The organism is Methanobrevibacter sp. DSM 116169, assembly GCF_046197865.1.
GTDB lineage: Archaea > Methanobacteriota > Methanobacteria > Methanobacteriales > Methanobacteriaceae > JAHKLT01.
The window spans coordinates 202,379-222,886 of record NZ_CP166990.1 but is presented as its reverse complement, the minus strand read 5'-3'; the positions used below and the strand labels follow the sequence as shown (position 1 = coordinate 222,886).

General features: G+C 25.8%; 18 protein-coding genes. 5 read left to right on the top strand and 13 right to left on the bottom strand.

Annotated features, from left to right (window positions below):
• Positions 1 to 117: 117 nt before the first annotated feature.
• The 12 genes from ACA134_RS01045 to ACA134_RS00990 form a co-directional block, all read right to left on the bottom strand.
• Positions 118 to 951, bottom strand: coding sequence for a hypothetical protein (locus tag ACA134_RS01045; protein WP_409200342.1), 834 nt, complete (start codon positions 949 to 951; stop codon positions 118 to 120).
• Between the two features lie 49 nt (positions 952 to 1,000).
• A complete protein-coding gene (pcn, locus tag ACA134_RS01040) occupies positions 1,001 to 1,735 on the bottom strand; it encodes a proliferating cell nuclear antigen (pcna) (protein ID WP_409200341.1) in 735 nt (244 codons plus the stop codon).
• Positions 1,736 to 1,880: 145 nt separating this feature from the next.
• Entirely contained in the window at positions 1,881 to 2,651 is a 771-nt protein-coding gene (gene trpA / locus ACA134_RS01035; RefSeq protein WP_409200340.1) for a tryptophan synthase subunit alpha, read from the bottom strand.
• Positions 2,644 to 4,431 carry a tryptophan synthase subunit beta gene (gene trpB, locus ACA134_RS01030; RefSeq protein WP_409200339.1) on the bottom strand — a complete coding sequence of 596 codons (1,788 nt, stop codon included), beginning with the start codon at positions 4,429 to 4,431 and terminating at the stop codon, positions 2,644 to 2,646. The genes trpA and trpB overlap by 8 nt, the downstream gene beginning before the upstream one ends.
• Positions 4,424 to 5,200 carry an indole-3-glycerol phosphate synthase TrpC gene (trpC, locus tag ACA134_RS01025; protein WP_409200338.1) on the bottom strand — a complete coding sequence of 259 codons (777 nt, stop codon included), beginning with the start codon at positions 5,198 to 5,200 and terminating at the stop codon, positions 4,424 to 4,426. Before trpC ends, trpB begins: the two co-directional genes overlap by 8 nt.
• Before the next feature lie 5 nt (positions 5,201 to 5,205).
• Positions 5,206 to 6,789, bottom strand: coding sequence for a bifunctional anthranilate synthase component II/anthranilate phosphoribosyltransferase (locus ACA134_RS01020; protein ID WP_409200337.1), 1,584 nt, complete (start codon positions 6,787 to 6,789; stop codon positions 5,206 to 5,208).
• A complete protein-coding gene (gene trpE, locus ACA134_RS01015; RefSeq protein WP_409200336.1) occupies positions 6,789 to 8,276 on the bottom strand; it encodes an anthranilate synthase component I in 1,488 nt (495 codons plus the stop codon). The genes ACA134_RS01020 and trpE overlap by 1 nt, the downstream gene beginning before the upstream one ends.
• 91 nt (positions 8,277 to 8,367) lie before the next feature.
• Positions 8,368 to 9,555, bottom strand: coding sequence for a potassium/proton antiporter (locus ACA134_RS01010; protein WP_409200335.1), 1,188 nt, complete (start codon positions 9,553 to 9,555; stop codon positions 8,368 to 8,370).
• A 99-nt stretch (positions 9,556 to 9,654) separates the two neighbouring features.
• Complete coding sequence (locus tag ACA134_RS01005; RefSeq protein ID WP_409200334.1) at positions 9,655 to 10,374, bottom strand: hypothetical protein; 720 nt, start codon at positions 10,372 to 10,374, stop codon at positions 9,655 to 9,657.
• Positions 10,358 to 11,137 (bottom strand): lysostaphin resistance A-like protein, encoded by a 780-nt coding sequence (locus ACA134_RS01000; protein ID WP_409200333.1) that lies wholly within the window; start codon positions 11,135 to 11,137, stop codon positions 10,358 to 10,360. Before ACA134_RS01000 ends, ACA134_RS01005 begins: the two co-directional genes overlap by 17 nt.
• A 94-nt stretch (positions 11,138 to 11,231) precedes the next feature.
• Positions 11,232 to 12,017 (bottom strand): DUF4013 domain-containing protein, encoded by a 786-nt coding sequence (locus tag ACA134_RS00995; RefSeq protein ID WP_409200332.1) that lies wholly within the window; start codon positions 12,015 to 12,017, stop codon positions 11,232 to 11,234.
• Position 12,018: 1 nt separating this feature from the next.
• On the bottom strand, positions 12,019 to 12,225 hold the full coding sequence (locus tag ACA134_RS00990; RefSeq protein WP_409200331.1) for a helix-turn-helix transcriptional regulator: 207 nt from the start codon (positions 12,223 to 12,225) through the stop codon (positions 12,019 to 12,021).
• 129 nt (positions 12,226 to 12,354) lie between these two features.
• On the opposite strand from ACA134_RS00990, the gene ACA134_RS00985 reads away from it, so the two are divergent.
• From ACA134_RS00985 to ACA134_RS00965, 5 genes are all read left to right on the top strand, one after another.
• Entirely contained in the window at positions 12,355 to 12,948 is a 594-nt protein-coding gene (locus ACA134_RS00985; RefSeq protein WP_409200330.1) for a pilus assembly protein PilX, read from the top strand.
• Between the two features lie 34 nt (positions 12,949 to 12,982).
• The gene (locus ACA134_RS00980; protein WP_409200329.1) at positions 12,983 to 14,641 is read left to right on the top strand and encodes an FAD-binding protein; all 1,659 of its coding nucleotides are present in this window, start codon (positions 12,983 to 12,985) and stop codon (positions 14,639 to 14,641) included.
• Positions 14,642 to 14,646: 5 nt separating this feature from the next.
• Positions 14,647 to 15,366: a 2Fe-2S iron-sulfur cluster-binding protein gene (locus ACA134_RS00975; protein WP_409200328.1), complete on the top strand. Its 720-nt coding sequence runs from the start codon at positions 14,647 to 14,649 to the stop codon at positions 15,364 to 15,366.
• A gap of 105 nt (positions 15,367 to 15,471) precedes the next feature.
• A complete protein-coding gene (gene purB, locus ACA134_RS00970; protein WP_409200327.1) occupies positions 15,472 to 16,821 on the top strand; it encodes an adenylosuccinate lyase in 1,350 nt (449 codons plus the stop codon).
• 8 nt (positions 16,822 to 16,829) lie between these two features.
• Entirely contained in the window at positions 16,830 to 17,681 is an 852-nt protein-coding gene (locus ACA134_RS00965; RefSeq protein WP_409200326.1) for a hypothetical protein, read from the top strand.
• Positions 17,682 to 18,048: 367 nt separating this feature from the next.
• On the opposite strand, the gene ACA134_RS00960 is transcribed toward ACA134_RS00965, so the two are convergent.
• Entirely contained in the window at positions 18,049 to 20,493 is a 2,445-nt protein-coding gene (locus tag ACA134_RS00960; protein ID WP_409200325.1) for a heavy metal translocating P-type ATPase, read from the bottom strand.
• Positions 20,494 to 20,508 lie beyond the last annotated feature (15 nt).

Below are 20,508 nucleotides of genomic sequence, written 5' to 3'. Positions count from 1 at the left end.
TTAAGTTTACATAAAGCAAAAATCAAAATAATATTTAAATTAATAAATAAAATTTTTCGCTATCACAGATACAGTATTAAATATGTTTTTAATATATATTTAAAGTTAATGGAAAAATTAAATTTTTACGAATCTGGCTTTTTTATATCTTGTAAAAACCTTAGCATTTTCATTTGGAATAGTAACAATATCTTGAGGTCTAAATGGCCCATATACTTTGCCATCAACACCCATAATAGAATCAACTTCATCAAAAATTAGAATTGTATTACTACCTTCTTTTTTAGTAGGATTTTGATTTATAAATTGACTATCCACATCATTATAAATATTTGATAAATCATCTTCAGTAATATTTGTTTTAGAAATTTGCTTTTCTATTGGTTCTCTTTTTTCATCAAAAATAACCTTAGATTTTGAAACTTTTTCTAATTTTTCTAAAACTTTATCATCAGAAGGTTTTTCTTCCTTTTTAATAGCTTTTGGAATTTCTTCTTTTTTTTCAATAATTGTTTTTTGATTAGAATCATCAGATATCTTTTTTAAATCATCTTCACTTAATTTATCAAGTGAAATATCCATTCTATGGTTTTTTAAAGTATCAATTAATGAAAAATAAAATTTTTCCTCTTCAGGAGTTAAATTAATAGGAGTAGTATCTAAAAGATCAAATTTTGGTTTTCCAGTAAATAAGTGAAAAGAACGATGAATATTAATAACTGCAGCATCTGTAATTTTGTGTTCGCGTCGCTCACAAATTTCAGTTGCAACCATTTGACTTTCTTTAAAAAGGTTATATTCATTTGAGAAGGGATCGTTACCTGCAATTTCTTTAAGTTTATCTAAATAATCATGGATACTCTTATAGAAATCCTCTTCTACACGAGCTAAAACACCTTTACTTCTTTCTTTTTTTTGAATATCACGTAAGAATTTGTAAAATTGGTCCACTTAATACCATCTCTTAAAATAAGTAAAATAAAATAAAAAATTGATGAAATTAATCATCATTTTCAATTCTTGGAGCAAGTAAGAAACTGAGTTCCCCATCCTCTGAAACCATTTTTAAATTAAGGTTTAAAGGCATGTCATCTCCAAGTTGAATAGTAGCTATATCTGAAAATTTATCTGCTTTAAGCATTTGTCTAATCTTTTCTAAAGAAAAAAGAGAACTAGCTTCTGTGTCAATCTTTTCACCATGAATATATTCAACACTTGCATCACCAAAGTCTCCTTCAGCTTTAGCAGTAAATTTTTCTTCATCAACTTTTAAAAGTATTTTCTCTGAGAAAATCTCAATATCGTTGATTGAATCTTTTAATAATGAAAATGGAACTTCAAATTTAGTAGGCTGATTAATATCTGGAGGAGTAGGACTCTCATATTCCATATCAATCAATCTTATTTTAAATTGTCTTTTAGCTTCACCTTCAAAAGTAATTATAAAATTACCTTCATCCAAAGACATAATAACCCTATCATCAGATTTAGAACGTTTTAAAACCTTCATTAATTCATCAGTATCGATGTTAATCTTTTCAGGTTCATCACAAACATATTCATCAAATAAGCTTGCTTTAAGTTCTAAATGAACAAATGTTATATGACTACGATCTAAGGCATCTAATCTCATGCCTTCACTATCAGTTTGAATTTGAACTTCATCAACAATAGATGAAATAGCATCAAAACTGCTTTTTAATATATTAGCATCACTTAATTCTGCTTTAAACATTTAAAATCCTCAAAATACATTATTAGGAATAAATTTAAGTAAAAAATTTATATTATACTACCTTTTATCCTTTAAATAGATATAGTAAAATATAATATTATTTTAGATTTCATTATTTATAAAGTTATTATGAAAAAATAAATAGCTATTTACATGCATTTTTCATAGATTTTACATATTCTATAAGATGTTCACTAGCATCATCACCATATTTTTCTATAATTTTCACTATTGCACTACCAACAATAACTCCATCTGTTATTTTAGCTATTTCACTAGCTTGTTTTGGTGTTGAAATTCCAAAACCAACAGCAGTTGGTACATCAGTAACTTTTCTTATTTCAGAAATGATTGTTTCTAAATCTGTTGTAATTTCTGGTCTAACTCCAGTTACACCTAATGATGAAACTACATAAATAAATCCAGATGCTGCTTTAGCTATTTTATGAATTCTCTCATTAGATGTTGGAGCAATAAGAGACACTATATCAATATTATACTTTTTAGCATATCCATCTATTTCTCCTTTTTCTTCAAAAGGAATATCTGGAGTAATTACACCATCAACACCAAGTTCTTCACATTTTAAAAAGAATTTTTCATAACCATAATGTAAGACTGGATTAATATAGGTTAAAAATACTAAAGGAATATCAGTTTTTTTTCTAACTTCTCTAACAACATTAAAAACATCTTCCACAGATACATTATGTTTTAAAGCCCTAATATTAGCTTCTTGTATAACTGGACCTTCAGCTACAGGATCTGAGAATGGTATACCTATTTCAATTAAATCACATCCTCCTTCATCCATAGCTAAAATATATTCAGCAGTTTTATCTATTGAAGGATCACCTGCAGTTAAAAATCCAATAAAAGCTTTTTTATCTTTAAATGCATTAGCTATTCTAGTCATTTATGTCAACTCCTCTATATTTTGCAATTGATGAGACATCTTTATCTCCTCTACCAGATAAACACACAATTATTATATCATCTTTATCCATTGTTGGAGCTACCTTAATAGCATGTGCTACAGCATGTGAACTTTCAATAGCTGGAATAATTCCTTCAATTTTTGATAAATATTCAAAAGCATCTACTGCCTCAACATCTGTTACTGGTACATATTTTGTTCTATTTAAATCTCTTAAATAAGGATGTTCAGGCCCTATTCCAGGATAATCTAGGCCTGCTGAGATTGAATAAACATCAGCAATTTGTCCATCCTCATTTTGACAAAACATTGATTTCATTCCGTGAAATATGCCTATTTCTCCATTTGTCATTGTAGCAGCATTTAGAGAACTATCTGCACCTTTTCCAGCACCTTCACATCCAATTAATTCAACATCTTCATCATCAATAAAATTATAAAATGAACCCATTGAATTACTTCCACCACCAACACAAGCTATAATAGCTTTAGGTAGTTTTCCTTCTTTTTCAAGAATTTGTTCACGAGCTTCGCGACTTATAACAGATTGAGAATCTCGAACAATCATTGGAAATGGGTGTGGTCCTACAGTTGATCCAATAATATAATGAGTATCATCAAATCTTCCAACCCATTCAATAAATGTTTCATTAACAGCATCTTTTAATGTTTTTGTACCAGAACATACTTCATGAACTTTAGCACCTAATAATTTCATTTTATAAACATTTAAAGCCTGTCTTTCAATGTCCTTTTCACCCATATAAACTTCACATTCCATTTCAAGAAGTGCTGCAGCAGTAGCAGTAGCAACTCCATGTTGACCTGCACCTGTCTCTGCAATAAGTCTAGTTTTACCCATTTTTTTAGCTAAAAGTGCTTGCATTAAAACATTGTTAATTTTATGAGAACCTGTATGGTTTAGATCTTCTCTTTTTAAATATATTTTAGCTCCACCAAGTTCTTTTGACATTCTCTTTGCATAATACAAAAGAGAAGGTCTACCAGCATATTCTTTTAATAATTCATCAAGTTCTTTATTAAAATCTGGATCATTTTTAAAAAATTCATATCTTTCTTCAAGGTGAATAATTTCACTCATTAATGTTTCTGAAATATATTGTCCACCATATATACCATATCTTCCTTTAGACAATCTAAAAGCCTCCATAATCTTTTTTATCTTTTTTTCATCTTTAATTTTATTAGTTTCACTTCCACTACTTAAATCAATAGCAAAAGGAGAAATCTTAGAAATAGCTTCATTAATATTTTCACTATTTAAACCACCAGCTAAAAAGAATGGTTTATCAATGTCTTTGATTTGACGCCAATTGAAAGTTTTTCCACTTCCTTTACCATTATCTAATAATAAATAATCAACATCAGCATAATCATTAATTTTATCATAATCTTTATTCATATTAATAGCTTTTATTATAACTAATTTTTTATTTGTTTTATTAAAAGACTTATTTTTTAATTGCTTAATATAATTATTATCTTCATCTCCATGAAGTTGAGCAATTTCTATAATATCATTAGAAAATATTTCTATAATTTTTTCAATATCTTCATTTACAAATACTCCAACAGAAGAAATATCATTATTTAATAGAGATTTAAGTTTTTGAGCTTTTTTTACATCAATTTTTCTTTGACTTTCAGCAAAAACAAATCCAACATAATCAGGATTGTATTTATTAATAATTTCGATATCTTCAACCCTTTTAATACCACAAATTTTTATTTTAGTCATTTTTAAACTCCTTAATTAGTTGAACTTTATTATTACTTTTCATAAGAGTCTCACCAATTAAAACACCATTAATATTGTTATTTTTTAAAATAGCTATATCTTCTTTATTTTTTATACCACTTTCTGATATAAAAATTATATCTTCTGGAATATATTTTCTTAAATCAATAGATGTGTTTAAATCAACTTTAAATGTTTTTAAATCCCTATTATTAACTCCAATAATGTCTGCACCTGCTTTTAAAGCAATTTCAATTTCATTTTTACTGTGAGTTTCAACTAAAGTAGATAAACCTAATGAGTTAGCTAATTTAATATAATTTTTTAATTGATTTTCATCTAAAATAGCTACAATTAATAAAATAGCATCAGCACCAATAATTTTAGATTCATATATCATATATTCATCAATAATAAAATCTTTTCTAAGAAGCGGGATATTTGTTTGATTAGAAATTTCAGTTAAGATTAAATTTTCTCCTTTAAAAAAATAAGGTTCAGTTAATATAGAAATAGCATCAACCTTTGCTATTTCATATTCTTTAGCTATAGAGATATAATCAAAGTCTTCAGAAATAATTCCTTTAGAAGGAGATGCTTTTTTTATCTCAGCAATAATTGAAAATTCTTTATTTTCTAAATTATCTTTAAAAGGAAATGAATTAAGTGAATTACTTAAGTTTATTTCTTTTTTTAAATCATCTAAAGATTTCTTTTTTTTATTTTCTTTCAATCTTTGAATTGTTTTTTCAACTATTTTATTTAACATAATAATCAGCTATTTGAAGCTTTAATAAACAAATCTAATTGTTTTTTAGCCTTTCCATTATCAATCATTTTTTCTGCTAATTTAACTCCATCTTCAAGAGAATCTACTTTTCCTGCAACATATAAACCTGCAGCAGAATTTAAAACTACTGCATCTCTTTTAGGGCCCTTCTCACCATTTAAAATAGCTAATGTTATTTTTGCATTCTCATCAGGAGATCCACCAACTAAATCATCTTTAGAAGATAAGCTAATATTAAAATCTTTTGGAGATATTTCATAATTTAACAAGTCTCCATTTTTAATTTCACAGACTGTAGTTTTATCACTAGTAGAAATTTCATCTAACTTATCATGGCCATATACCACCATAGCAGATTTAACTCCTAAGTTTTTTAATACATTAGCTAGAGGAAGAACAAGTGATTTATCATAAACACCTAAAACTTGCATTGATGCACCAGCAGGATTTGTTAATGGACCCAAAATATTGAAAATTGTAGGAATAGATAATTCTTTTCTAATTGGAGCAACATATTTCATAGCTATATGATAATTTTGTGCAAATAAAAAACATATATTTACTTTTTCTAAAACTTCTAAGGCTTTTTGAGGAGATATATCAATATTAACTCCTAATGCTTCTAAAAGATCTGCAGAACCAGATTTACTTGATGCTGCCCTATTTCCATGTTTTGCAACTGGAACTCCTGCTGCTGATATTACAATTGAAGAAGTTGTTGATATATTAAAAGAATTTGATCCATCTCCACCAGTTCCAACAATTTCTAAAACATCAACATCATTTAAAAGTTTAATACAATGTTTACGCATAGCATCAGCAGAAGCAGTAATCTCATCAATTGTTTCTCCTTTTAAAGATAAAGCAGTTAAATAAGAACTCATTTGAACATCACTTGCTTGACCAGTCATAATCTCATCCATTGAATCTTTAGCTAGTTTATAAGAAATATCTTCTTTTTTTGCAAGTTTTAAAATAGCTTCACTAATCATTGAATCTCTTTTAAATGAATTTAAAAAATTTAAAATAATTGTTGGGCCAACATCAGTTAAAATAGATTCTGGATGAAATTGTATACCATAAATAAGGTTATTTTTATGTTTAACTGCCATTATTTCTCCATCATCGCTTTTTGAAATTATTTTTAATTCTTCTGGAAGAGTATCTTCTTTTACAGTTAATGAATGATATCTTCCAACATCAATAAAAGATGGAAGAGTTTTAAATATTTCATCATCTTTTAATTTTATTGTAGATGTCTTACCATGCATTAAATTTTTAGAATGAATAATTTTCCCACCAAAGGCTTCACAAATTGCTTGATGGCCTAAACAAATGCCTAAAATTGGAATTTTACCTTTAAAATATTTAATAAGTTCTATTGAAATACCTGCATCAGATGGCTTACCTGGGCCTGGAGATAAAATAATAGCTTCAGGATTTAAATTTTCAATCTCAGAAATTGTAATTTTATCATTTCTAAAAACTTTTATATTTGGATTAAACTGACCAATAATCTGATATAAATTATAAGAGAAACTATCATAATTATCAATTAAAATTATCATTAGTCAATACCTCCATTAGCAGTTTTTAATGCAGAAATAACTGATTCTGCTTTATTTAAACATTCTTCAAATTCATTATCAGAAATACTATCTGCAACTATACCTGCACCTGATCTAACATAAACCTTATTATTTCTTGCAAAAGCTATTCTAATAGAAATACAAGTATCAATATTACCACTTAAATCTATATAACCAATAGTTCCACCATAAATTCCTCTTTTATTATTTTCTAATTCATTTATGATTTCACATGCCCTAATTTTAGGAGCACCAGATAATGTTCCAGCAGGTAAAATAGAATCAATAGCTGAAAGTTCATCTAAATCTTGTCTTAAAAGACCGGATATTGTAGAACCAATATGCATTACATGTGAAAATTTCTCTACAGATAAGTACTTATCTACACTAACAGATCCAAATTCACTAATTTTTCCAATATCATTTCTACCTAAATCAACAAGCATGTTATGTTCAGCTAATTCCTTCTCATCAGATAAAAGTTCCTTTTCTAGATTTAAATCTTCTTTTTTAGTTTTTCCTCTTGGTCTTGTTCCAGCTAGTGGAAATGTATGTAATTTTCTGTTTTCCAATTTTACAAGTGTTTCAGGAGAGGCACCAGCTATTTCAATATCATCACTTGAGAAATAAAACATATAAGGTGAAGGACTACTAGTACGTAAAACTCTATAAGTATCTAACAAGTTACCAGTAATTTCAGCTTCAAATCGATTAGATAAAACTACTTGGAAAATATCTCCATCTTTAATATAATTTTTAGCTTTTTTAACATTAGATGTAAATTGATCTTTAGAAAATAATGGTTTAAAGTCTGTTTTTAACTTTAAAGGTTCAATATCTGCAAATTCACCATTTTTAATTAAATTAGCTATTACTTTAAGTTCTTTAGTAGCTATTTCATAATTTTCTTCTAAAAAATCAGTTTTAAAATTGATAATAATAATTATTTTTTGTTTAAAATGATCAAATACAATTACCTTATCAAATAACATTAAATCAATATCTTTAAACTCATCTTGATTTTCTGCATTTAAATGAATTGAAGGCTCTGTATATTTAATATAATCATATGCAAAATATCCTACTAAACCTCCTGTAAAGTTAGGTAAATCTGGAAGATTAGGAGATCTATTTTCTTTAATAATATCTTTTATAAAATCTCTAGGGCTTTTAGATTTAGTTTCATAGCTATTAAAATCATTATTTAAATCTTTTTTAATATTGATTATACCATCATCACATGTAAATTCTAAAATAGGATTAAAGCCTAAAAAACTATATCTACCCCATTTTTTAGAGCTTTCTACACTTTCTAATAAGTAGCAATGTTTACTAATTTTTTTAATTTTCTTCAATACATCAATTGGAGTTGATATATCTGCATACATCTCATATGCAATTGGAATTCTTTTATAATCTTTATTTGAAGCAATGTTTTTTACTTCATCTATACTTAATGAAAACATAAAATCACGTCTATGTATAATAAATTAATAAATTGACATATATAAAGCTTTGTTGTACAAATATGTACATTGAAAAATATTTTAAAAAAAATTATTCTGATACTAATCCAAGTTTATCAGCTATTTTATAAACTGTAGAACCTTGTAAAAGCATGGAAATGATTGTAACGAAAAATACTGTGTTAAATACCATATAGGCTCCTGGAATCGAATATACTAATGGATAAAAAGCAAATACAATAGGTACAGCTCCTTTAATTCCTGCCCACGACAAAAATAGCTTAGATTTAAAATCATATTTAAATGGTATAAGAGTTAAAAATACAGCTACAGGACGAGCTACAAAAATGATAATTAAAGCTACAAGTAAACTAGCTGCGGCATTTATAAATAATTCATTAGGTAATGTAAACATTCCCAAAATAATGAACATTACTACTTGCATTAACCAAGATAAACCTTCAAAAAAGCTTGCTTGTGGCTTTCTATGAAGAGATAATCTATTTCCTATAATAAGTGCAGATAGATAAACTGCTAAAAATCCATTTCCACCTAAAAATTCAGAACATGCATATGTAAATACTGCAACACCAATTAAAAGAACAGGGTATAAACCATCAACTTCTAAATGGATACTTTTGATGATTCTTGTAAAAAACAATCCAAATAAATAACCAATTACTGCACCAACAATAATTGATTGGAAAAACATGAAAATAATTTCAATTACAGAAGATGCTGGATGTAAAATAAAATAAATTAAAGAAGTAGTTAAAACATATGCTGTAGGGTCATTTGTTGCACTTTCAAGTTCTAAAATTTTATCTAAACCATGTTTTAAATTTGTTGCATTAGATTTAAAAATAGAAAATACTGCTGCTACATCAGTAGATGAAATTGTAGCTCCAACTAGAAGAGATAAGTAAAAATTAACACCAGTAATTAAGTGAAATAAAAATCCAGTTACAAAAGCAGTTAAAAATACACCAATAGTAGATAAAGCTATTCCTTCTTTAGCAATAGGTTTCATTTCTTGAAAATCTGTTTCCAAACCACCTGTAAACATGATAATAATTAGAGCAAAAATACTAATATTCAGCACTATTGTATAATTATCAATAGTAGGTTGCATTATTGGACCAAAATCTATTACAAGTCCAAGTAATAAAAAAACAATTAAGGTAGGAATTCCTAAAATTGAAGAAAACTTACTTAAAATGACACTCACAAGTAAAAGAGCACCTAAACCAAATAAAATTACATTAATCGAAACTAGCATGTTATACCAAAACTTAAAATAATATTTATTTTTTAACTTATTTAAAACAATAAGTTAAAGTTAAAATCAATTAACTAAAAGTTAAACTAATTTGAGAATTCATAGCAATTTTTCTTTAATTAAGAAAATAGATCTATCTGCTTCTAAATTAATAATCTCATTATTTGTAAAATTTTTAATTTTCTTTAAAAAACTAATACTATCATTATTTCTAAAAGAAGACAGACACATTGTAATTTTCCATAAGATTAAATCATTATTTTTATATTTATCAAATAAATAAGTTAAATATTTAAAATTAGATCCTGTTTCTAATTTTTGATTATGAAAAACCATATATCCAAAAATATCTAAGGATTCTGATATGATTTCTAAATTATTAGAACATAATAATTCTAAAATAAGTGGAAAAATAGCTATGTCCATTTTAGATAAAATTCTTGCAATTAAATCTCTAGGAATAAGATAAGTTTTCTTTTTAGAAACTTTTTTTGGTAATGATTTATATTGTTTATTTGGAATTTTATCTAAATAAGGAATCATTAGTTTAGCTGTTTCAATATTACCCTTTTCTAATGATTTGGCTATTTCTAATCTAACATAAAGCTTCTTCTCATGTGATAAAATCTCTAAAAAATAAGGAGAGTATTTATTGGAATTATTAAAGTTATTTAATAGATTAACAGCTATTGCTCTTTTTTGAGCTGTAGAATTTTTTGAAAGATTTATTAGTTCCTCTTCATTAAGCTTTGAATATTCTTCTAAATCTTTATTTTCAAAAAATCCTCTTTTAATTAAGTTTTCATTTTTTTGATTCATTTTTATCAGTTAATTGTTTGAACTCATTTTTAAGTGAAACAAACAATAAGTATGCTGAAATTATAGCTAATATTCCAAATAAGAACATTAAAATATGATTTGAAAAGATTAAATTAGATGAATCTACAGTTGAAATTAACTCTGCAATTAAATTATTTAAAAAATGTGCAAAAATAGGTACTAAAATATTTCCAGATTTTATATAAAGAATACACATGCATATTCCAAATACTGCTGCAGAAATCATTCCTCCAACATTATGAATAACACCAAATAAAACAGCAGTTAAAATAATAGCTACAGGTAATTTAAAATAAGATTTTAATTTTTGAAGAAAAACACCCCTAAAAAGAATTTCTTCAAAAATTGGAGCAATAATTACTGTTGAAAAGATTCCACCAGCAATAGCTAAGTTTTTTGCTGAATTTAATGTGATAGTTTGACCTAAAAACAATACAGAATTACTAAATAAATCAATAATTAATAACATTCCATAGGAAAAAAAGATATTTAATATAACAATTGATAATATGCTTTTAAAAGAAAAAGTATCGAAAATTGAATATAATTTACTTATAAAGTCTTCTCTGCAATCCCTAAGAGCATAAATAAAAAACATTATTAAGCCTAAATATGCCCATGATTCAGTAATTTCCATTTTAAATAAGCTACCTAATCCAGTTGTTACGATTAATAAAACAACTAACAAGATCAATATTCCAATAATATTTATTTTATTTAATGTTTTGTTTATATAATTCATTTAATACCAAACCACTTTTTATATTATAATACTTATTTTTGCATCATATAAAAATATTTAGGTAATTTAAAAAAGTAATTAGAATAATATTTAATTAATTATTATCTAATTCTTCATAAATTAAACCTATAGCTCTATTATTAAGAATGTTTAAAAATGGAGTTATAATAATTGAATATATTATAAATAACACTATAAAAGATGCAAAAACCATTGTGCCAAAATGAGAAAATGATGAGAAAAGACCAAATAATGCACCATCCCAAGAAGCTATGAAAGCTCCTAAACCTCCAATTAATCCAAACGCTAAAAGAAAAATACCTGTAATTACACTAACAATTACAATTCCAATAATTAAAAGACCTATTAAAAATCCAATAAGTCTTAAAACACCTATTAATTTAATAGAATCAAAAATTTCTTTAAAATTAAAAGCTTCTTTAATTGAATCATCATTATAAGCCATTCTAGGAATAGCTAAAAGAGCAAATAATGCAGAAATTATAGCTACTATTATTGTTATAATCATACCCAAAATCACTACAACATTACCTAATTCGTCATTAAATTCTCCCAAACTACCTCCTATAACAAGTAATATAAAAAAAGTCAACATAGGAATTATTGAATAAATAAATTTAATTAAAAAAACTTGTATTCCTTCAATAAACATAGAGACCAAATCATCAAAATTAGGAACATCATCATCTCCATTAATAGTTCCATGAGTTGCTGTTTTAATAACTCTATAATTATATCCAAAAAATAAAAATATAGGTAAAATTAAAAAACTGAGTATTGACATGAGTCCTAGTTTTAAAATTGCTGTTCCATCTTTAATAGCGTATTCTAAAGAATCTTTATAAATATCTAATATCATTTTATTCACCTTCATTATCTAAAAAAAATACATCTTCAATATATTCACAATTTAATATTTTTGTTATTTTACGTGCTAAAAAAAGAGAAGGATTATATTTACCTTTTTCTAAGGCAGTAATAGTTTGTCTTGTAACATCAGCCTTTTCAGCTAATTCTTTTTGAGACATTCCCATTTCATATCGTAAATATCTAATTTGATTTTTCATCAATTCACCAAAAATATGTGTAAAAAATATATTCCATATGGAAAATTTATATTACATCATATATACAAATTATGGAAAAAATTTGAAACCATGAAACTTTTAATTATTATTAATAAAAAATAGGTTAATATGAATAACAAATTACAGAATATATTAAATAAATTTGAAGAAAGTCAGGTTTATTTTATTTTAAAAAAGCTTAATTTATTCATTTCAATTATATTGATTATTTTAGTTTTAATTCATGGAATTGTTGGAAGTACAATTCTTTTAAGAGTATTTTACATTGATTTAAAAGATATTTCATGGTTAGCTTTTGATTTAATTCTTATCCATACAGTTTTTGGAATCATATTTACAATTCTTCCCATATTAAGTAGAAAAAATAATGAAAAATTATATTTAAAAGAAAATAGATTATTTTGGATTAGAAGAATTAGTGGCTTATTAATGTTAGTTTTATTATGTTTCCACTTTTATCTATTTGGAGGCATGGAAAATGGACAATATGTACTTTATGAATTTAATATAATTAGTTTAATAATACAAATTTTACTTACAATTACATTATTTGTGCATATTATTTCAAATATCAGACCAATGCTAAATTCGCTTGGAATAATTAATTATAAAAAAAAGAATAAAAGAATATTTTTAATTCTACTGATATTTTTTATTTTATTTACAATATCAGCAGTATTTTATTATATTAGTTGGCTGTAGAAAATTAGCCATTATTTTAAAAAAAGTGAATCAAATGAGCAAAATAATAATTATTGGAGCTGGTCTTGCAGGTCTTTCTGCAACTGTAACAGCTTGTGAAAATGAAAATGAAGTGATACTAGTTTCGACAATGCCATCTGAGCGAGCTCAATCTGTTATGGCAGAAGGTGGAATAAATGGTGCTTTAAATACTAAGAAAGAAAACGACAGTGTTGAAGAACATTTTAATGATACATTTAAAGCAGGAGTATATCTTAGTAATCCTAATGCTGTTAAATCTTTAACATATAATGCTCCTAAAATAATAAACAAATTAGCATCATGTGGAGTAATATTTAATAGAGATGAAAATGGAAATATTGATCTTAGAAATTTTGGAGGACAAAAGAAAAAAAGAACAGCATTTGCAAAAAGTAGCACAGGAAAACAAATAATGACTTCCATTATTCAAAAAGTCAGAAAATATGAAAATGAAGGATTAGTTACTAGATATGATAATCATTACTTTTTTGAATTAATAAAAGATGAAAATGAAATATGTAATGGTTGTATACTATTAGATAAAGATAGTAAAGAATTAATTCCAATAATAAGCAATAGTGTAATTATAGCATCTGGTGGAATGCATGGATTATTTAAAAATACTACTGGATCTTTAGATAATAAAGGAATTGTAACTGCTAATTTATTCACATCAAATGTTTTACTAGCTAATTGTGAATTTATCCAATATCATCCTACAACATTAAAATTTTCAAATAAACATTTACTTATTAGCGAAGCTGCTCGCGGTGAAGGAGGTAGATTATTTTATTATGAAAATGGAGATAAAAAATATTTTATGGAAGAAAAATATCCTGAAATGGGTAATTTAATGCCTAGAGATATCATTTCAAAAGAAATATGGAATATTTTAAATCAAGGAATAGAAACTGTTTATTTAGATTTAACTGAAATTCCAAAAAATATTTTAAATAGTAATCTATTAGATGTTGTTGAAGATTGTAAAACATTTTTTAATATTGATCCTTCAAAAGAACCTATTCCAGTTACACCAGGAATTCATTATTTTATGGGTGGAATTGAAGTAGATGAATTTCATAGAACTAATATAATAGGTCTTTATGCAGCTGGAGAATGTGCATGTCAATATCATGGAGCTAATAGGCTTGGAGGGAATTCATTACTCGGAGCAATATATGGAGGAGAAATAGCTGCTAAAACTGCTATAAAAGATGATAATAAATTAAATAAAAACTGTGAAGTTGATAAAATAATTTTAGATAAAACATCAAAGTTAAAATTAGCTACCAAAAAGAAAAATAACAATTCTTTACCTGTTTTAAAGTATAAATTAAATAATATATTAGAAAATAGCTTAGGAATAATACGAAATCAAAACACATTAGAAAAAGGTTTAAAAGAATTAAATGAATTTATTGAAAGAGAAGTTAAGGATAATTATGATTCAACAAGTAATATTTATGAAAATATTAACTTTGAAAATCAATGTATATTAGGAAAAACTTTAATTGAATGTGCAATACTAAGAAAAGAAAGTAGAGGAGCACATAATAGAAGTGATTTTCCTGAAATTAATGATGAAAAATATAAAAAAACAACAATTGCAAAATATAATGGAAATTATTCAGTAAATATTAGTTTTAAAGAAATTCTTGAGTTAAAACAGTAGATATTATGAGAAAAATTAATATAAAAATAAAAAGATTTGATTCAGATAAAAAAGATAGCTATTTTCAAACTTTTGTTTATGAGGGAAATGTTTCAAACTCAATTGCTTTTGTTTTAGAAGAACTTAATTCAAAAGAAGAATTAATTGATATTGATGGAAATAAAGCTAAAAGAATAGAATGGGAATGTGGATGTTTACAAAAAAAATGTGGTGCATGCTCCATGGTTATTAATAATAAGCCAAATATTGCTTGTTCATCAATATTAAAAGATTTACTAGAAAAAAATAATACCATAATAATCGAACCTTTAAGTAAATTTCAAGTCATAGCTGATTTAAAAGTAAATAAAGAAATTATATTTAATAATTTAAAAAATATGAATTTGTGGCTTGAAAGTGATGCTAAAATTAATGAAAATCAAAGCGAAACAGAATATCAATCGTCACGTTGTTTGATGTGTGGCTGTTGTTTAGAAATATGTCCTAATTTTAATATAAATAATTCTTTTAATGGAACATTATCAATGGTAAATGCATTTAAGCTTATAAATCAAGAAGAAAATTCACAACATAAAAAAGAAATGATAAAAGAATATAGAAAGCATTTTTACAATGGTTGTGGAAAATCTCTTTCTTGTAATGATATATGTCCTATAAATTTACCTATTGAAGAATTAATAACTAAATCGAATGCAATTAGCATCTGGAATAAATCATTAAAATAAATTTAAATTATTATATAAATTAAATAAGACTAAATTTATTAAACTATAAAAATCAAATTATAAATATATGAATTTTATTTGTTATTATAAAAATGGAGGAAAATAATGGCTATACATCCAATAGAATTTAGATATGGAACCCCTGAAATGAAAAATATATGGGAATCTGAAAATAAATTACAAAAAATGCTAGATGTAGAATCTGCACTTGCACAAGCTGAAGGAGAACTTGGAATAATTCCTAAAGAATATGCAGATGAAATTAAATCAAAAGCTTCTACTAAATATGTTAAACTTGAAAGAGTAAATCAGATTGAAAGTGAAACCAAACATGACATTGCTGCACTTGTAAAAGGTCTTGGTGAACAATGTGAAGGTGATGCAGGAGAATATGTTCATTTTGGTGCAACTTCTAATGATGTTGTAGATAGTTCTAATTCTTTACTTCTTAAAGAATCAATAGAAATTATTGAAGGTAAAATTGAAGAAATTACAAAAATTTTACTTAAATTAGCTAAAGAAAATAAAGATAAAGTAGCTATTGGTAGAACTCATGGCCAACATGCACTTCCAACAACTTATGGAATGAAATTTGGTATTTGGGCTGATGAACTATACAGACAATATGAAAGATTACTTAATGCAAAAAATAATGTGTGTGTTGGAATGATGGATGGTGCTGTTGGAACTACTGCAGCTTTAGGCGAAGATGGATGGACAATTCATAAAAAAGTATCTACCATTTTAGGATTAAAACCAGCTACAATTACAAATCAAGTTGTTCAAAGAGATAATCACTTAGAGTTTATCATGGTGCTTGCAAATATAGCTACAACACTTGATAAAATTTCTTTAGAAATTAGAAACTTACAAAGAACAGAAATAATGGAAGTTGGAGAATTTTTTGATCCTGAAAAACAAGTTGGTAGTAGTACAATGCCACATAAAATGAATCCAATTACTGCTGAGCGAATTGGTGGAGTTTCAAGAATTATAAAATCATATGTACTTGCTGCAATGGAAAATAATCCTCTTTGGCATGAAAGAGATTTAACTAATTCATCATGTGAGAGAATAATGTTTCCTGAAAGCTGTATATTAACTGATTACATTTTACAACTTACAATTAAATTAATGAACAATCTTGTTTTCTATGATGATAATATTGAGAAAAATCTTAATTTGACAAATGGATTGATAATGGCTGAGAGATTAATGGCAGAACTTACAAGAAGTGGAATGGGAAAACAGACTGCTTATGGAATAGTAAGGAAAAATGCAATTAAAGCTAATAAAGAAGGAATACCACTTGGAGAATTAATTTTAGATGATAGTGATGTTCAAAAATTCTTAAATGAAGAAGATGTTGAAAAGATTATGAATCCTCACACATATATTGGATCTTCTTTCAAAATTATAGATGAACTTTTAGAGAAATCTGAAAGCTGGTTTTAGGTGATTAAATGACAGATTTTAAAGAAATAAAAGAAATGGATATAATTTCAGCTACTAAAATAGGAACTGGAATTCAAGTAGCTTTTGGAATATTATTTGCAGTTGTTCTATTAATTTTTGGAGGAATAATTGGAGGAATGGGTGTTGTTAGTGGTTTATTGTCCATAGCATGTACAATAGTTTTTGGATCTTTAATTTATTACATTTTTGCAATGTTTACACAAAGTTACCTTTACAATATTCTTATAAAATATTTAACACCAATTTCTGTTAAAATAAAAGATAATGAAATTTTAGAAGAAGTTTCTGTAATGAGTACAGCAATAATAGCTGGATTAGTTACTTTAATTTTAGCTATTTTATTATATTTAGCTTCAATTTTCATTATTCCAATGCTTTTTACATCAATAATTCAAACTTTAATGTTTTCAGAACAGATGGCATTAGCTTTTACATTATATCAATTTTTATCATATTATACTAATCCTCTTATTATAATAATGATATTATTAGTATTGTATATTTCTGTATTTATTGGAACTGCAATATCCATATACTTATATAATGTATTAAGTAAAAAAATTAATCCTATTAAGTTTAAACTAAGTCAAGAAGGAGATTTAACTTCTATTGATTATATAAATCCTATAAACTTAGCAATTATTTCAGGAGTTATATCACTTATTGTTAATGTAATATTTGGAATAATATTAGCTTTAATAACAGGAGAATTTGTACAAATAGCTGTTAATGGTGTTACAGGATTTGTCTCAGGTATAGTAACTGCAGCATTAGTAGCTATCTTTTATAATGTATTGTCAAAGTATTTAGGTACTTTAAAAATAAAATTAAATAATTAATTTTATTTATTTTTCTTTTTTTAAATGGTTTTTTATAAAATATGATTCAAAAAAGCAAATATTTATATATAATTTAAAACATATCATAGTATGTTAAAAAGAGAAGGATGTAATCCCCAATATTAAATATTTTTATATATTTATATTCATTGATTATCAATCATTTATATAACAATAAGAAATTGATTTATTTACATCGTATTTACCAATATTCATTGGATAAACCCCCTTACCCCCCAAATACGAAGAATAAATTAATCTTAACTTTAAAATAATTTATCCTCTTATTTAATAAAAATTATTGAAATGTTGTATCAATACGAGAAACACGAAGTACCCTTCTCTTTTTACGTCTTTTTTTAAAATACTAATTTTTAACTTGTTTTATTGGTGGTACATATCTTTTAAGCATTAATGACAATGAAATAACTGTTACAGAACTTAATGCCATTGCAAAAGCTGCCCATTCTGGCATAAATACTATTCCAAAAGTAGGATATAATACTCCTGCAGCTACTGGGATTAAAATTCCATTATATGCAAAAGCCCAGAAAATATTTTCTTTAATTCTTTTCATAACCTTTTTAGAAAATTGAATAGCTGCAACAACATTTTCAAGATCTCCTTCAATAATAACAATATTTCCACTTTCCATAGCTACATCAGTACCATTTCCCATAGCTACACCAATATCAGCTTGAGTAAGTGCAGGAGCATCATTAATACCATCTCCAACAAATATGACTTTATTTCCTTTATCTTGAATAGATTTTACAATGTTTAGCTTATCGGCTGGTAGAACATTAGCATCAATATTATCTATACCAACTTGACTTGCTACATCGCTAGCTGTCTTCTCATTATCTCCTGTAATCATATATGTTTTAATACCCATTTTATGCAATTCATCAATAGTTCTTTTAGAATTATCTTTAATTTTATCAGATAAAGTTATTAATCCTTTAATTTCACTATTTATTACTAAAAAAATAGCTGTTTTATTTTGATTAATAGAATTTTCAAAATCTTTTAATGGGTTTTCACTTATATCAATATTTTCACTTTTTAAAAAGGACAAGTTACCAACTATAACTTTCTCATCATTAATAAAACCATATATACCTTTACCAGATATATTTTCAAAATCATTTACAGTAAATAAATCTAAGTTTAGATTTTCTGCTTTATTTAAAATAGCTTTAGCTATTGGATGATTAGAATTTTTCTCTAAACTAGCAATGTATTTTAATACATCTTCTTCTTTTAGATCATATGAGAAGATTTCTTGAACTGTAGGTTTACCTTGAGTAATTGTTCCTGTTTTATCAAATGCAACTACATCTACTTTACCAGTGTTTTCTAAAGTATCTCCATCTTTAATTAAGATTCCATATTCTGCTGCTCGACCTGTACCTACAGTTACAGCTGTTGGAGTTGCAAGACCAAGTGCACAAGGACAAGCAATTACTAAAATAGAAATTAATGTAGTTAAAGCAAATAATAAAGTGGAATCTAAAATAAAATACCATATAATAAATGTTAAAATAGCTATTCCTAAAATTACAGGAATAAAATAACTTACAGCTACATTTGCAATTTTTTGAACTGGAGGTCTTGAACTTTGAGCCTTTTCAACTAAACTAATAATTTGAGATAAAACTGTGTCTTTTCCTATTTTTAAAGCTGTAATTTTTAAAACACCATCTTGGTTGATAGTTCCTGCAAATAATTCATCGTCTTTTTTAACAGTTCTAGGAATCGGTTCACCATTAATCATAGCTTCATCAATATAACTATTTCCATCAATAACTTTACCATCTACTGGAATTTTATCTCCTGGTTTTACAAGTAAAATATCTCCAATATTAATATCAGCTATTTTAATTACTTTTTCTGTTAAAATATTATTATCATCATCTAAAGTAATTAAATTAGCATTTTTAGGTTGTAAACCAATTAATTCTTTTATAGATGAAGATGTTTCGTTTTTTGCTCTTGCTTCTAAATACCTACCAATAAGTAAAAATGAAGGAAGCATAATAGCTGATTCATAAAACATGAAACTGTGATCTAGTACAATATGAAATGTTCCTAAGATACTTGATACATATGCAACTACAATACCCATAGAATACATAACATCCATATTAAGGTTTTTATGAATTAAACCATTAAATCCAGCTTTTAAAATTGGTAAAGATACATAAATAAACGGAGCTATTGATATAATAAGAGATAGCTCTCCCATAGATAAGCCAAAAACATCAACATGAATATACATTAAAGCCATTAAAATTCCAGAGAAAATCAAACCTACAATAATTCTATTTCTCTTATCTTTTAGGTCTTTTTTATAAAGTTCTTCTTCATTAAGATTTGATTGTCCTTTAATACCTAAAACTTTAAATCCTAAAGATTTTATAACATCTTCCATTTGTTTTAAAGATACTTGATCTTTATTATATAATATTTGGGTTGTATTTGATGTTAAATCTGCGTGAACTTGAAAAATCCCATCTAATTTTCCTAAAAAGTTTTCAACATTCATTACACAAGAAGCACAATGCATACCTTCAATTTGTAAAGTTACCTCATCTGCTCTTGTTTTAAATCCTAGTGATTCAACTACTTCATTAATTTTATCATATGAAACTTTTTTATAATCTACAAGTAAATGTAGTTTATTAGAATTTAAATCTGCATTAACTTCTTTAACACCTTCAATCTTCTCAAAAGCTTTGTTTAAATTTAAAACGCAAGAAGCACAATGCATACCTTCAATTGGAATATCAATATTTTTTGTTTTGGCCATGTTAATCTAAATTAT